Source organism: Nostoc sp. ChiQUE02, from assembly GCF_034531305.2.
GTDB lineage: Bacteria > Cyanobacteriota > Cyanobacteriia > Cyanobacteriales > Nostocaceae > Nostoc.
Genome location: NZ_JAVRBN020000018.1, coordinates 110,452 through 126,112, shown reverse-complemented (window position 1 = coordinate 126,112; position 15,661 = coordinate 110,452). Strand labels below are relative to the sequence as shown.

15 protein-coding genes are annotated in these 15,661 nt (G+C 41.7%); 11 read left to right on the top strand and 4 right to left on the bottom strand.

All coding sequences use genetic code 11. The features are described from left to right. Window positions 1-281 precede the first annotated feature (281 nt). From RM347_RS19660 to purE, 3 genes are all read right to left on the bottom strand, one after another. The gene (locus RM347_RS19660) at window positions 282-1,421 is read right to left on the bottom strand and encodes a sulfate ABC transporter substrate-binding protein (protein WP_322718561.1); all 1,140 of its coding nucleotides are present in this window, start codon (window positions 1,419-1,421) and stop codon (window positions 282-284) included. Window positions 1,422-1,949: 528 nt separating this feature from the next. Continuing rightward, window positions 1,950-2,729 (bottom strand): class II glutamine amidotransferase, encoded by a 780-nt coding sequence (locus RM347_RS19655; RefSeq protein ID WP_322718562.1) that lies wholly within the window; start codon window positions 2,727-2,729, stop codon window positions 1,950-1,952. A 202-nt stretch (window positions 2,730-2,931) separates the two neighbouring features. Further along, window positions 2,932-3,450 carry a 5-(carboxyamino)imidazole ribonucleotide mutase gene (gene purE, locus RM347_RS19650; protein WP_322718563.1) on the bottom strand — a complete coding sequence of 173 codons (519 nt, stop codon included), beginning with the start codon at window positions 3,448-3,450 and terminating at the stop codon, window positions 2,932-2,934. A gap of 159 nt (window positions 3,451-3,609) precedes the next feature. Here purE and nagA point away from each other — a divergent pair, with 159 nt between their 5' ends. The 8 genes from nagA to RM347_RS19610 all read left to right on the top strand — a co-directional run bounded on the left by nagA (window position 3,610) and on the right by RM347_RS19610 (window position 11,326). Next, window positions 3,610-4,773: an N-acetylglucosamine-6-phosphate deacetylase gene (nagA, locus tag RM347_RS19645; protein ID WP_322718615.1), complete on the top strand. Its 1,164-nt coding sequence runs from the start codon at window positions 3,610-3,612 to the stop codon at window positions 4,771-4,773. An 84-nt stretch (window positions 4,774-4,857) separates the two neighbouring features. After that, entirely contained in the window at window positions 4,858-5,265 is a 408-nt protein-coding gene (locus tag RM347_RS19640) for a hypothetical protein (protein WP_322718564.1), read from the top strand. 201 nt (window positions 5,266-5,466) lie between these two features. After that, the gene (locus tag RM347_RS19635; protein ID WP_322718565.1) at window positions 5,467-8,112 is read left to right on the top strand and encodes a tetratricopeptide repeat protein; all 2,646 of its coding nucleotides are present in this window, start codon (window positions 5,467-5,469) and stop codon (window positions 8,110-8,112) included. A gap of 20 nt (window positions 8,113-8,132) precedes the next feature. Next, the gene (locus tag RM347_RS19630; RefSeq protein ID WP_322718566.1) at window positions 8,133-8,549 is read left to right on the top strand and encodes a DUF4288 domain-containing protein; all 417 of its coding nucleotides are present in this window, start codon (window positions 8,133-8,135) and stop codon (window positions 8,547-8,549) included. A gap of 285 nt (window positions 8,550-8,834) precedes the next feature. After that, window positions 8,835-9,521, top strand: coding sequence for a magnesium protoporphyrin IX methyltransferase (gene bchM / locus RM347_RS19625; RefSeq protein WP_322718567.1), 687 nt, complete (start codon window positions 8,835-8,837; stop codon window positions 9,519-9,521). 260 nt (window positions 9,522-9,781) lie between these two features. Beyond that, window positions 9,782-10,261, top strand: a complete 480-nt coding sequence (locus tag RM347_RS19620; RefSeq protein WP_322718568.1) for a hypothetical protein — start codon at window positions 9,782-9,784, stop codon at window positions 10,259-10,261. Window positions 10,262-10,382: 121 nt separating this feature from the next. Further along, window positions 10,383-10,763, top strand: coding sequence for a DUF423 domain-containing protein (locus tag RM347_RS19615; protein WP_322718569.1), 381 nt, complete (start codon window positions 10,383-10,385; stop codon window positions 10,761-10,763). 86 nt (window positions 10,764-10,849) lie between these two features. Next, entirely contained in the window at window positions 10,850-11,326 is a 477-nt protein-coding gene (locus tag RM347_RS19610) for a sensor histidine kinase (RefSeq protein WP_322718570.1), read from the top strand. A 69-nt stretch (window positions 11,327-11,395) separates the two neighbouring features. Here the strand turns inward: RM347_RS19610 and RM347_RS19605 are convergent, their stop codons facing one another. After that, a complete protein-coding gene (locus RM347_RS19605; protein ID WP_322718571.1) occupies window positions 11,396-12,157 on the bottom strand; it encodes a nucleotidyltransferase domain-containing protein in 762 nt (253 codons plus the stop codon). Window position 12,158: 1 nt separating this feature from the next. On the opposite strand from RM347_RS19605, the gene egtC reads away from it, so the two are divergent. The 3 genes from egtC (at window position 12,159) to egtD (ending at window position 15,537) form a co-directional block, all read left to right on the top strand. After that, window positions 12,159-12,947, top strand: a complete 789-nt coding sequence (gene egtC / locus RM347_RS19600) for an ergothioneine biosynthesis protein EgtC (RefSeq protein WP_322718572.1) — start codon at window positions 12,159-12,161, stop codon at window positions 12,945-12,947. Further along, window positions 12,922-14,244 carry an ergothioneine biosynthesis protein EgtB gene (locus RM347_RS19595; protein ID WP_322718573.1) on the top strand — a complete coding sequence of 441 codons (1,323 nt, stop codon included), beginning with the start codon at window positions 12,922-12,924 and terminating at the stop codon, window positions 14,242-14,244. The genes egtC and RM347_RS19595 overlap by 26 nt, the downstream gene beginning before the upstream one ends. Window positions 14,245-14,502: 258 nt before the next feature. Further along, complete coding sequence (gene egtD / locus RM347_RS19590) at window positions 14,503-15,537, top strand: L-histidine N(alpha)-methyltransferase (RefSeq protein ID WP_322718574.1); 1,035 nt, start codon at window positions 14,503-14,505, stop codon at window positions 15,535-15,537. Window positions 15,538-15,661 lie beyond the last annotated feature (124 nt).

Sequence of the window (15,661 nt, the reverse complement as noted above, 5' to 3'; positions counted from 1 at the left end):
AAGTTTTTTGTCAGTGGTAGGTTGTTTTTCTACTGACCATCGACCATTGAAAAAGAGGCAAGGGAGCAGGGAGCAGGGAGCAAGGGGGATAGAACAGGAAAGGGATTCGACCTTGCGTGTTGTGTTAGCTTCCCACAGGGTAGGAGAACACAAGCCAAGAAGTGTGGGACTCAGACCCATGTTCCGCTCTGCTCAACGGCAGGAGAAAGAGGTCTTACCCCTGCCCCCTGCCCCCTGCTCTCTGCCGTCTGCCTCTTCGTTGACTAATGACTAATTACCGTTTATTTTTGGGCTTGAATCTTATCAAACACGCCCCCATCTGCGAAGAACTTCTGATCGATTGCACTCCAACCACCAAAGTCTGCAACTGTACCCAAAGTTTTTACCTTGGGAAATTTGTCTGTGACTTCCTTAGTTTGAGCTAAAGTCTCATCCACAGGTCGGAATCCCAACTTGACAAACTCTTGTTGTGCTTCTGGGCTATAGAGGTATTTCACAAAACCTTCAGCAACTTCGCGGGTTCCATGCTTATCGACGTTCTTATCCACCACAGCGATTGGATTGTCAATGGATATGTTCACATCGGGAACGACATACTCAACCTTCTCGCCTTTTTGCTGTGCCAAAATAACTTCGTTTTCGTAGTTGATTAAGACATCTCCCTGCCCTTGCTTGGCGAATGTATCAGTAGCTTCCCGCGCATCCTTAGGCAAGATTGGCACATTTTTGTAAACTTTAGTTACAAACTCAGTAGCTTTAGCCTCATCCCCACCTGTTTTAATCACAGAATCCCATAGCGCTAAGAAATTCCACTTAGCAACGCCTGACGTTTTGGGGTTAGCAGTAATCAGTTTTACACCGTCTTTAGCTAAATCTTGCCAGTTCTTGATGCCTTTAGGATTGCCTGAACGAGTGACTAATGCTGCAACTGATTTGGAGACAATACCATTGTTGGGAACTTCTTTCTCCCAACCTGGCTGAATCAATCCAGCCTTCTCAATCTTTGAGGTGTCTCCAGCTAGTGCCAGGTGAACAACATCTGCTTCCAAACCATCGATAACGGCGCGAGTTTGGGAACCAGATCCGCCATAGCTTTGCTTGAAGGTGACAGTTTGGTTATGATCTTTTTTCCACTGTGCTACAAACTTAGGAATGATGGCTTCGTGAGCCGCTTTGGTAACCGCAAACGACACAAGAGTTAGTTCAACATTATCCTTGCTTGCAGCAACAGGACTAGCAGTAGGGGTTTCAGAGGAAGAATTACTCGCAGTTCCACCGGAGCAGGCGGCAAGCGCCACACTCAAAACAGTCCCTACTAAAAAGAGCGATACAAAGCCTTTGAGCGAATTTAGTCTGAACCGATTGTTTCTATGTTCAGCAATCGCTTGTAATCTTTTCAGTGGGCGTTGCCACAAACTCATTCCATTTCCTCCACTAAATCTACAAATAATCGATGGGAATACAGTTATATACTGTTTATAATACTGGATGATTACATGTATCTAGTTGCAAACACCAAAAAACCTCACATTCTTTATCAAGAACACGGTGATTTTACCAGTTCTATGAGCAATTAAAATGCTCTGACTTTCAATTATCAAGTTGTCATCACAATCAGCTAGTTGGTGTATCAAGCAACTTGCTAGGGAATAGCTAATTTTTGAGGACAGTCTACATCTAGCGATCGCTTTGCTCAAAGCAGTGCAACAAAATCAAGTAACGTCTTGAGTGCAAGGCAATAACTGTAGTGAAAAATATCCGCCGTAACCAGATATTGCTGAGTCTGAGGGCAACCCGCGATCCGACGAGGACATGGACACTATCATGATCCGGCGAGATAACGTTAAATTACTCAATATGAAAAGCATGAAAAACAAAACCCATCTAGAAATTATCTAAATGGGAAAAATATCTGGTTAATTTTTGAATTTGCCAACAGGATGAGATTCTTAACTGAATGCATATTTCAGAGGTAATCCGTCCTGGAAAACTAGTAATTCCCCCGGTTGAATTTGTGTCCAAACTTCGTTGTCAGTCAGAGGTGTGGTAGCAATGACAGCGACGCGATCGCGTTCAGTAGTCACCTCTCGAAAATCTACAGTCATATCTTGGTCAATTAAATGGGCAGCGGCAAAGGGCGCTTGGCGAACAATGTAGCTGAGTTTAGTTGAGCAATAAGCAAAAAAGTGTTCTCCATCGGATAGCAAGTAATTAAATATACCCACTTTTGCAATTACAGCAGTAATTTCTTGCAACACAGAGTAGAGTTTCTTGATGTCAGGCTTACCCTGAGGAAAACGCGATCGTAATGTTTCTAGAATCATACAGAATGCTTTTTCACTATCGGTGTTACCTACGGCTTGATAAAAGCCCAAATTTTCCGGTTCAAAATTTGGCAAATTACCATTGTGGGCAAACACCCAATACTGACCCCACAATTCTCTGCGAAAAGGATGACAGTTGTGTAGGGCAACTTCACCCTGAGTGGCTTTGCGGATATGGGCAATGACATGGGTTGAGTGGATGGGATAACTCCGGACAAACTCCGCCACCGGAGAAGCAACAGAAGCTTGGGCATCTAAAAACATCCGACATCCCTTTCCTTCAAAGAAAGCAATGCCCCAACCATCGCTATGATGATCCGTTTTTCCTCCCCGTGCAGAAAACCCTTCAAAAGAAAAGCAAATATCCGTTGGAACATTGCAATTCATTCCGAGCAATTGGCACATGGATGTTGTAGCTCTCAATTTTTGACTAAGGCCTCAGGATCAAGATACTTCAGAATGCTGCATTGATTCTGGCGCGATCGCTTCAATCTTGGAATTTCATGCGGATTGGGCATTATCTTCTTGTCCCCGTTATGCCCCTCATCTCCCCCGCTCTGCTGTTAAGATTTTTTAACGAATTACGAATTACGAATTACGAATTATCTTAAAACATTTGCTGTAAATATTGCTCATAGCCTAGTTGTTCGAGTTTTGCTTGCTTTGCAATTACCGATTCACATAGAGTTTGGCGATATTGTTGCACTTTTTCTAGCAATTCTGGTTGATGAGTTGCGAGGATTTGTACTGCTAAAAGTCCGGCATTTTTGGCATTACCGATCGCCACTGTTGCCACGGGAATACCCGCAGGCATTTGTAAAATAGAATACAAAGAATCCACACCTTGTAAATTCCGGGTGGGTACAGGAACACCGATCACAGGAAGAGGAGTTAAAGACGCTACCATTCCAGGGAGATGAGCAGCACCACCGGCACCAGCAATAATTACCTTAATACCGCGTTGGTGTGCAAGTTGAGCATATTGCACCATGCGTTCTGGGGTTCGGTGAGCAGAAACGATCGCTACTTCACTCTCAACGCCAAATTCTTCACAAACTGCGATCGCATCTTTCATAGTGGGCAAATCGGAATCGCTGCCCATGATAATACCAACTAGGGGAGTCATAATAATTCAAAATTCAAAATTTAAAATTCAAAATTATTTGAGCTAGCTTATGAAAGCTAGGTGATGGGGATCATCATCTCATCTATTGGCGTTGTTTGAATTGATTCACTGATGTTGGTTGCATCTAAAATCAGATTTAGCTATCTTCTCGTCAGTATGATGACCCAAACAACGCAAAATCCTGTAGATATTATCAATGCTAAAGTGCCTGGTTACAAAGATTTGCAGATGCTCTTGGTTAATCAAGAGGGCATAATTGAGCAAATCTTGCCAATGGCAACAGTCGCGACGCACAACCGTGCATCTGTAATAGATGTTGCAGGCGACTGGATTTCATTGGGTGGCGTCGATTTGCAAATTAACGGTGCGTTGGGTTTGGCATTTCCTGATTTGACGGCTGAAAATGCTCATCTACTCCAGAAAATAATGCAATTTTTGTGGGATGTCGGGGTAGATGGATTTTTACCGACACTTGTGACAACTTCAGTAGAAAAGATTCAGCGATCGCTTGCTGTGATTGCTGATGTTATCCCCAGTCAACAAGCAGGTGCCAAGATTTTCGGAGTACATCTAGAAGGCCCATTTTTGAATTACCAAAAGCGCGGCGCACACCCGGCGGAGTACTTGTTACCCTTAACAATTGACGAGGTAAAGCGGGTTTTGGGAGATTATGCCCACATTGTAAAAGTCATCACCTTAGCGCCGGAATTAGATCCCACTGGCGAAGTAATTCCATATTTGCGTTCTTTGGGGATTACCGTTAGTTTAGGACATTCTCAGGCAACAGCTATCCAAGCGCAACTTGCTTTTGAACTTGGTGCAACGATGGTAACTCATGCTTTCAATGCCATGCCTCCATTACATCACCGCGAACCAGGATTATTAGGGGCAGCAATTACCCATCCTAATGTGATGTGTGGTTTTATTGCTGATGGTGAACATGTTTCGCCCACGATGCTGCAAATTTTACTTTGCGCTAGCTATCAAGAAAAAGGGCTGTTTCTTGTGAGTGATGCCCTTTCACCTCTGGGGCTACCCGATGGCGTGTATCCTTGGGACAGTCGGCAAATTGAAGTTAAAAACGGTACGGCACGACTGGCTGATGGCACTTTATCGGGGACGACTTTACCCTTATTAGTGGGAGTGCAGAATTTGGTGAAGTGGGGGATTTGTAACGTAGAGACTGCCATTTTACTAGCTACAGATGCACCTAGACAAGCGATTGGTTTACCAGGAATTGCCAAGAGTCAAGCCGCTAATTTATTACGCTGGCATTGGGATGAAGCGACAAAAGAATTAACTTGGCAGCGATTATTGGGCTAAATTTGGCGTCAACAAGGAGACAGGGGAAGAAGCGTTAATATACTCAGTAAAAATGTACATTTATGAGATAGACATCATAAACCAATGGATATAGCTCTACTCGTTAAATTTCTCGCTCCCTGTCTGCCATTTCTGTTAAATGTGGGTAATAAAGCCGTAGAAGGGGCATCTCAAAAAGTAGGTGAAGATGTTTGGAATAAAGCCAAAGCTATTTGGGCTAAGTTATATCCCAAAGTAGAAGCAAAGGAAGCTGCGAACGAAGCAGCAACGGATGTGGCGCAAAAGCCAGAGGATGAAGATTTACAAGCAAGTTTGCGAGTGCAACTCAAGAAGATTTTAGAAGCGGATACAGCACTTGCAGAGGAAATAGCTAAGATTTTGCAAGCATCGACTGACAAACCCGGAGACAATATTCAGGTCAGCGCTAATGCTTACGACCAAAGTACGGTAAAGCAAGTTGGGAAGATTGACGCAAACCAAGTAAGTTTTTAATTGAGTAGGGTGGACAGAGTACTGCCCACCCTAAAAATTTTGATATTTCGAGTTCCGAACACAAACTGCCGAGTTCCGAACACGAACTGCCGAGTTCTGAGCACGAACGGCCGAGTTCTGAGCACGAACTTCCGAGTTCTGAGCACGAACGGCCGAGTTCACAGCCACAATATCAAGCAAAATTTTTACCTACTATGAGCAATGACAGAGGAACCCAGCCCCAGTAACTCGAACAATATTGAGATGAATCTTACTGCCTACGGTGACAGTAAGGTAACTCAAGTAGGACAGATAAACGCAGCAGAAGTCAAGATTATTGTTGACCGAATAGAACCAGTACTAGAGCGATTACAACAAATCTCTCAACTAGAATCGCCCGGGGTTCTCAAAGCAGGCAACCCTAATAAAAGTTTGGCTTACTGGCAGGGACGGAAAACAGAAATTGACCAAATACAGCAATGGTTAACTGATAAAAATACATTCCTAATTGGCATAGAAGGCATTGGTGGCACGGGTAAATCGATGCTAGCTGCTAAAATTTATGACGAAATTGAGGGTTTTCCTAAGCGATTTTGGGCGGATGTTAGTTATGGGGCAGGTTTTAGCGATTTAGCCCGGCAAGTCCTCAGTAAATTTGGCTTTCCGGTTCCAGAACAAGAAGCGCAATTAGTGGACGCGGTGGTTAAGTGTTTGCGATCTGGTCAATATTTACTCATTATTGACAACCTGGAGAGCTTATTACAGCCAGATAGAGAGTGGGGAAGTCAATTCTACGGCGACTTTTTCAATGCTTGGGTGGAATATGGCGGTAATAGTAAGGTAATAGTTACCACTAGGGAAAAACCGGAATTACCAAAATTTACATGGCTACCTCTGAAAGGTTTGCAAGTCGCAGAAGGGATAGCACTTTTAACTACATTAGGCATTCGCGGGGATTTAGAAGATTTTGTCAAATTGGTAGATGGGCATCCCCTGCTGTTAAAATTGGTCGCAGATTTATTAAAAGAAGAATACCCCCAAGACGCGGATTTAAGACGATTGGCAGATTTAGGCTTAGGAAATTTGCGGCAGTTGCTGACAGATTCCCAAGTGGTAGGTGTCCATCGCCGGGAAAATGTGGGGATGGTGTTGGTGTTGGATGCCAGTTTTGAGCGATTGAGTGAATTGCAAAAGGCTTTATTACTCAATATCAGCGTTTATCGTGGTGCTGTTGATAGTAAAGCAGCCGTGGCGGTGTTGCCTGGAAGTTCAGAAAAAGAGATTGAGGAAGAATTGAGGAATCTGGTTAAGCGTTCTTTGCTGTTAGAAAAACTTAATGGTAAGCGGCAGTTTGAGTTTCAGCCAGTGGTGTTAGAGTATGCACAGTATAAGGCTGGTGATCAGAGCGAGGCGCATCAACGAGCTATCAATTATTATCTTTTGAATGTCAAAGAACAACCTTGGCAGACTAAAGAAGATATCAAGGAGTATCTAGAAATTTTCTATCACAGGTATCAACTAGAAAATTATGACTCGGCATTTGATCTATTAGCGTTTTGTGATGATTTTTTGAAATTGCGGGGTTATTACACCATCCAAGTTGACTTATATGGGCAGTTGATAGCAGCTTGGGGAAAAACTGGCGAGAGAGAAAATCGGAATTATCGGGCTGCTCTCAATAATTTGGGTGTTGCTTACAATTATCAGGGGCAGTATGAACGGGCGATTCAGTTTTTAGAGCAGTCTTTAGAAATAGCTAGGGAAATAGACGATCGCAATACTGAAGGCTTACCCTTAGTGAATTTGGGTGTTGCCTACAATTATCAGGGGCAGTATGAACGGGCGATTCAGTTCTTGCAGCAGTCTTTGAAGATAGCTAGGGAAATAGGCGATCGCAATACTGAAGGCTTATCCTTAATGAATTTGGGTAATGCTTACGATTATCAGAGGCAGTATGAACGGGCGATTCAGTTCTTGCAGCAGTCTTTAGAAATAGCTAGGGAAATAGGCAATCAAAATACTGAAAGCTTATCCTTAATGAATTTGGGTAATACTTACTTCTCCCTGGGACAGTATGAACAGGCGATAGATTTCTTCCAGCAGTCTTTAAAAATAGCTAGGCAAATAGGCGATCGTGATACTGAAGGCTTATCTTTAGCTAATTTGTGCAATCCTTACTTCTCTCTGGGGCAGTATGAACAGACGATTGAGTTCTTAGAGCAGTCTTTAGAAATAGCTAGGGAAATAGGCGATCGCAATGGGGAAGGAAGCGCCTTAGCTAATTTGGGTAATGCTTACAATTATTTGGAGCAGTACCAACAGGCGATAGATTTCTACCAGCAGTCTTTGGACATTGCTAGGGAAATCGGCAATCGCAATGGGGAAGGAAGCGCCTTGGGCAATTTAGGCGTTGCTTACTACTCTTTGGGGCAATATGAACAGGCGATTGAGTTTTACCAGCAGTCTTTGGACATTGCTAGGGAAATCGGCGATCGCAATGGGGAAGGAAGCGCCTTGGGCAATTTAGGCATTGCTTACCGTTCTTTGGGGCAATACCAACAGGCAATTGAGTTTTACCAACAGAGATTGAATATAGCCAGAGAAATCGCCGATATTCGAGGGGAAGCTCATTCCTGGTTTAATTTAGGTCTGTCATTAGAAAACGTCAATCGAGAATCAGACGCGCTGGGTGCTTATCGTAATGCCCGCGAACTTTATCAGACAATGGGACTTGATGCTAATGTGCAACTTTGCAACAATGCAATTGAGCGGATTTCTCAACCAAAAACGCCTGTAGTCTCTCGTCGTGGGTTTTGGGGGTGGTTGCGTCGGTTATGGCGTTGGGTATGCTCTTGGTTTCGGCGGTAAAATAAGGTGTAGGACTAGTGATGAACATAAATTTAAGATTACTAGAAGTATTTCAAACTGATGAATTCTCTCTAGAGGAAATTACAGAGGAAGCAGAATCCTTCTACATTGCTCTAATTCTCTACAAATCATCTTCAGATAAATCTGATTATCAACCTTTGTACCAAGAAAGCTTTGTTTTGATTAAAGCTGCTTCTTTAGAGGAAGCAAAAGCAAAAGCTTTGAATCATGGTAAAAATGAAAGCGTCAGCTATACAAATGAGAATGGAGAAACTATTACTTGGTCTTTACAGCAAGTAGTAGACGTGAATTCAGTTTTGGATGATGACTTTGATTCATTTGAGGATATTGTTGATTTATATGCTCGACATTTTCGGAACTATGAGGCTTACCAATCATTTGAGCCATTATTGTCTAAAGAGCAATTTGGAGAATAGTTATAAAATCACGCGATCGCTCTTGTCGATTCTCATCACTGAGCCAAAAGCGATCGCAATTGTTTTTACTTGCATTGACTCCAATGAAACCTAAGTTAAATTAAGTATTTTGCCTGTTATTGAGTTTTGCGCGTCTGGGCTGGAATTCGGCACTCTAACTCCTCTGTGCACCTAAGTATCCTTGCATCTGGGCAGACTATCATCTGGAAAAATCTGGAAGAGCACTCCTGTGGGTTCCTATCAATGATAATTTTAAGCATTGGGAACCCCTAAAAATCAAAGTTTATGAACGCAGCCGACGACAAAACAATTGTTCGCGAGTATTTCAATTCCACAGGGTTTGACCGTTGGAAGCGAATCTACGGCGATGGCGAAGTCAACAAAGTCCAACTAGACATCCGCAATGGACACCAGCAAACTGTAGATACAGTTCTCGGTTGGCTGAAGGCTGATAACAATTTACCAGAGCTATCAATTTGTGATGCTGGGTGTGGTGTCGGTAGTCTCAGCATCCCCCTGGCGGTAGATGGTGCCAAAGTCTATGCCACCGATATTTCTGAAAAAATGGTGGAAGAAGGTAAAGATAGAGCCAAGCATACCTTGGGTAATGCCGAAAATCCCACTTTTGCTGTGCAGGATTTGGAATCTTTGAGTGGTAGTTACCATACTGTTATTTGCTTGGATGTTCTCATCCACTACCCCCAAGAAAAAGCGGATGAGATGATATCTCACCTCTGTTCTTTAGCACAGTCGCGGATAATTCTCAGCTTTGCACCGAAGACCTGCGCCCTGACTATACTTAAGAAAATTGGCAGTTTCTTTCCTGGCCCAAGTAAAGCCACTCGTGCATATTTACACCGTGAGGCTGATGTCGTGAAAATTTTAGAAAGTAATGGTTTTTTGTTACAACGAGAGTCGATGACTCGGACTCGTTTTTATTTTTCCCGCCTACTGGAAGCTACACGTAAGTGAAGCTAAAATTGCAGCAAGATGAATAGTATAGCAATTTTCAATTGTGTGGAATAAAGACCGTTGCTAGAGGCGCACAGATGTGCGCCTCTAATGTGTGTTGCATCCATAAACGCGAGAACCGCTATGTAACTTTGCTGCAATTTGACAATCTCAAGGGTTAACATCGGGAAATATCGCATTTGGCAAGTAGATTGATATACTGGAACCTTTGTGAAAGTCAGGTTAAAATCGCTAGCAAAGTGTAAATCTGAAGTGAAACTATGAAGACTGCTGAAAAATTAGCTGCCGGTTGGCTATTGACACTCGGATTCATGTTTGTAACGCTATCAGCAACAGCGGTATTTGAAAAATTTGCTACACGTAAGGCGATCATACTACCCAAAGATGAGTATGAGTTTAACGCACCTAATAGTACTTATGAAGATGATAATACTGCTGTAGGTGGTCTCATTTTCGGCGTTCCTACCCTAACACTGGGCACATGGTTAGCATTAGGATTGTACCGTCAAAGTCGGCAGGAGAAAAAGGCGATTAATCAACAAGTTAGCGATCGCCTGCAATCGATTTTTTATGAGATGCTACAAGAAAATCATGGGCGTGTAACTGTTTTAGGCTTTGCTATGCAATCACAACTACCCGCAGCCAACGCCAGACAATATTTAGATGAAAAAGCTAAAGAATTCAATGCAAACTTTAAGGTAAATGAAGAAGGGGCTGTATCATATCATTTTGATGTCTAATTGTCATTTGTCCTTTGTCTTTTGTTATTTGTCCCTTGTTATTAACTAATGACCAATGACTAATGACTAATGACTAATGACTAATGACTAATGACTAATAATAAATTTACGGCTAGGTCTAATGACGCAGATTTTTTTGACCGTAGCTGCCATTTTAGGCGGTTTATCAGTTGCTGCTGGTGCTTTTGCTTCCCATGCCTTGCGGGAAAAAATTAGTGAGCGATCGCTAGAAATTTTTGAAACTGGTGCTCGTTACCAAATGTATCATGCTCTGGCACTTTTCTTAGTAGCGATACTAATTAGTCGTACTGAATCCCCTCAACCCACTCTCATCGCCAGTGGATGGCTGTTTCTCATTGGCATAGCTATTTTCTCAGGTAGCTTGTACGCCCTTAGCTTAACCGGTATTAAATCCTTAGGAGCGATCGCACCACTAGGTGGTGCAGCCTTTCTTGCTGGTTGGGGTGCTTTAGCTTTTGCTGCTTGGAATTTGAAGTTGTAAAAAAGTTAGAAGTTAGGAGTTTTTAACTCCTAACTCCATTTATTGGAAGCTCTTTGCGGAACTTTTCCCGACTGGATGAAGCTGATATGAAAGAGATAGATATTCATGAAGGTATTGATAATACGCTATTAATTCTGAATCATAGACTTCAACGAGAAATTGAAGTAATTAAAGAATATGGAAATTTTCCTTTAGTTGAATGTTATCGAGCACAACTAAATCAGGCATTTATAAATATTCTTAGTAATACAATTGATGCTCTCCTAGATCAAAAATCTCATTTAGTTAAAAGTAAAAAGATTATTATATATACATTAAAAATAGATGATGTTTATATTAAAGTAAGGATTAGAGATAACGGTTCTGGAATTGCACCAGAAATTAAAAATAAACTGTTTGACCCTTTTTTCACAACTAAGATAGTAGGTAAAGGTACTGGGTTAGGTTTAAGTATTTTTTATCAGATAATTGATAAACACCAAGGTAAAATAGAAGTAATATCGGAACTTGAACAAGGAGCAGAGTTTGCAATCATTTTACCTATTAAAACACAAACACATTAGTACTGCTATCTATAGTAAACATAGAATTTAAAATTCCCACTATATGTATGTTTTTTAAAAGTTATAAACTCATAATTCATAGCTCATCACTCTCAGGCGTACCAACAAATTATGCAAAGCCACATTAGCTGAAGGTGCTTCAGCTAATGGACTGGATTCAGATGCTTCTTGCAACTTATTACACAGAAGTTCATATTCTCTTTGATGAAAGGCTACATTAATATCTGACAAAATAGACCTTTCTGCACCTGCTAACTTTTGGGCGATTAAATCGGGAATATATGGTAAATTAAAAACCTCATTAAGCTTAATTAAATTAGCTTCAACTAGTCCTGTTTGCATCAGATAAATCCCAGTCAATAGGACTCGATAAACATAAAGTAATGGTTTGATGCGATGCGTATGTTCTTTTTCAAAAAGTTTCCATTGTGTTGCGGCAAAACCAATATAATGATGGCTATGATAACGGGTAATGCAATTTTTAGCAATAAATTTTAATTCCTCATGTTCGGGTGAAGTTGTTAATATTAAAGGTGAGTATAGTTGTTCTAACACATAACCATTCTTTTTAAGTAGCATAAAAAAGAATTTTTTGACATCATGAGTGACTAAATCAATTTCTAAAGATTCGCGAACTTCTGAAACTTCAATAGTTTCATTCCTAGTCTCTAAACCCACTACTTCTTGAACTGGTAAAATATGCACACCACGCAAATCATAATCAGAATCAGGTGACGGAAAGCCATATAAGTGGGAACCACTAATGATGGTGAATAAAAGCGGGTAAGGCTGTTGCCCAATAATTGTGTTAATTGAAGGTTGAATATTCATAATGTGCCGTTTACTTGCTTATCTCGGTTCGCCTGTTTCTTTAGAACATCTTCTGTATAAACCAGAACACTCTCTGATAGTCCAGAGTTATCAACCCCGCGAAATGACCTCTGGGGTAGTAAATGCAGATGGCTTTGGTGTGGGTTGGTATCATATTCAAAAAGATACTAACCCTTTTGTCTACAAAAATACCCTGCCTATTTGGAATGATATAAACTTACCCAGTCTCAGCCGTTATGTTGAATCAAAGTGTGTACTTGCTTATGTCCGCAGTGCTACATCAGGACAAACCGTAGATTTTGCTAATTGTCAGCCCTTTAACCATCAACAACAACTATTTATTCACAATGGACGAATCGAAAATTTCCGGAAAACATTATATAGAAAAATTCGCAGCACTTTAACCCAAGATTTTTACGAGAAAATTAATGGTAGTACTGACTCCGAACACATTTTTGCATTATTACTTTCGCAAAGTCAAATTAATAAACATCGACCTCCAGAGTATGCTTTACGCAGCACATTATTAACGCTTTTAGAGATGGCAAAACGCTATGAAGTAGAAGCCTCACTCAACGTAGTTTTTAGTAACGGACATAGTTTAATAGCGTCTCGTTTTGCTACCACTTCACCGCCTCCATCCCTTTACTGGATACGAGATGATCCGACTTTTCCAAATTCCGTAATTATCGCGTCCGAACCTTTATTTATAGGTAATTGGATTGCTTGCCCAGAAAATAGCATCATTAGTGTGGGAGCAGACTGTGAAATCCAAATTGACCAAATCTAGTGTGAAAGAGGCTGTTTCTCAAGCCTTCGATGAATGTCGCCTGACAACTTTTGCACTATTCCATGATATGGACGAAGCCACATTCTGTAGTCAGCCTCATCCTGACTTTAGCCCTGTTGGCTGGCACTTGGGCCATATAGCCTATATCGAATCTTTATGGTTGCTAGAACGCTGTGCAGGTAGCCCTTGTTTGTTCCCGCAATACCGTAAATTATTTGCAGCTGATGGTTTACCCAAATCAGAACGCGTTCATTTACCAAACTTAAAGGAAATCCGTTATTACCTAGATACAGTTAGAGAAAAAGTTCTGGAATACTTGGAAGTAGCTGACATAGAGCCACAAGAACGTCTCTGGCGTTTTTTGATTCAGCATGAAAGCCAGCACTGCGAAATTATTAGCTTTGTGTTGGAATTACACAAGAGGAATGGGGAACTCGGAGCCTCCTTTGGGGATAAGGGGCGATGGGGAATGGAGAGGGAAACTAGTTATTCTTCTGTTTCACTTTTTTCTAAAAGCTCACAACTCAGTACTTTCACAGAAATGATTCAAATCCCCAGTGGTGAATTTGAGCAGGGGAGCGACTCATCTGATGCTCTGGATAATGAACGTCCGGCACATAAAGTATATTTGGATACCTATATGATTGATCGCTACCCTGTGACTTGTGGACAGTATCGTTCATTCATGGAGGCGGGAGGCTACCAAAATTCTCTTTGGTGGTCAGAATCTGGGTGGCAATGGTTACAAAATGCGCCAGTAACGCAACCGCTTTACTGGTGTAGCGAGCGCAGTTACGATCGTCACCCGGTTTGCGGTGTAAGTTGGTATGAAGCCGAGGCCTACTCGCGATTTGTGGGTAAGCGGCTACCCACAGAAGCAGAATGGGAAAAAGCAGTTAGTTGGGATGTACAAACTAATAGTCACCGTACCTATCCTTGGGGAGATGAAGAACCAATCACCCAACGCTGTAATTGCGTAGGTGTAGCCCATTCTAGACACCGCCCAATTGGTAAGACAACGGCAGTAGATGTCTACCCGACTGGAAAAAGTGCCTATGGATTGTACGATGCTCTCGGCAATGTCTGGGAGTGGACAGCTTCTTGGTTTGATGGCTACAAGGGTTTCGAGAGTTATCCTTACATGGGTTACTCCCAAGTTTATTTTGACCAGCAGCACCGCGTTTTAAAAGGCGGTAGTTGGGCAACTCGTTCTTGGGTACTGCGTTCTAGTTTTCGTAATTGGTATCATCCTGGTGTGCGCCAAATTTTCGCTGGGTTTCGCTGTGCTGCTGATTAAGTAACGAGTTAGTCAGCTAAACCACATTTAAGAGAGCATAATCACTCACGATAAAATATGCAACTTTTATGTGCAACAGTTTAATAGCGCTTAAGCATTTATTTGCTGTCATTTTAAGATAAAAATTACTACAAATAGCTCTAAAGCTTGAGCTATATTGCTGTGGCATGATTTTATTAGCTATAGCGATATGTTTCACTGATTGGGGTAAAGGTTGCCATCAAAGCTAACCTATTACGCCAAGCAAACGGAGGTTTAATGTCGATATCTAAAGCTGTCAACAGCAATGTTACTTCTCAAAACAGCGTTGAAAAACGCTTGCAAATAGAGCGTTTGCTAGGAGCGACTCAAATAGTTGCACCTAGTGCTGGTAGTGATGTGGTTAAGGGATTAAGTCAAACACCTAAATCTCTACCCCCTTGTTACTTTTATGATGACCGTGGTTCTGATCTATTTGAGCAAATCTGTCATTTACCAGAATATTACCTCACACGCACAGAAACAACGATTTTACAGCAGTTTGCTGGCGAAATTGCCCAGATAACTGGCCCTTGTGAATTGGTAGAACTTGGCAGTGGCAGTTCTAGCAAAACCCGCATTTTACTAGATGCCTACCAGCAGCTAGGCTATCCCCTGCACTACTTACCAATTGATGTGTGTGCAGGTATGTTGGAAAGTAGTGCCAAGCAGTTATTAGGAGATTATCCTTTACTGCAAGTTTATGCATTAGCGGGAACCTATGAATTAGCTCTTGCACAACTTCTACCGACGCAATTACCCAGTCGGATGATCTGTTTTATTGGTAGCACTTTAGGTAATCTTACACCTGGTGAGTGTGATGTGTTTTTCTCTCAAATTACAAATGCTCTACAAGTAGGTGAGTATTTATTATTGGGGATAGATTTACGAAAGCCAAAACAGATTTTGGAACCAGCTTATAACGACAGCCAGGGAGTGACGGCAGCATTTAACCTCAATATGCTGGAGCATTTAAATCAGCGGTTTGAGGGGAATTTCGACATCACGCAGTTTGAACACTGGGCGTTTTACAATGAAAGTGAGCATCAAATAGAAATGCATTTACGCAGCCTGCGATCGCAAATTGTAGAATTACGCGCTCTTAACCTTAAGGTTAATTTTGCACTAGGTGAAACTATCCTCACCGAAATTTCTCGTAAATTTGACCTTAATATTATCAAGCAGCAACTCACTGCACAGGGTTTATTACCTCTTCATGTGTGGACAGATCCAAATCAATGGTTTGGTTTACTGCTCTGTCAGCTGCAAGTATAAAGCAAATCAGGGTATGCCTCACATATATAATGGTTCTGAGTTGAGTCCAATATAGACTTAGCAAAAACAGCCTCTTCCCTACAAGCGTTGGGGAATAACACTCAAAACCTCTCTCCTAAAAGGA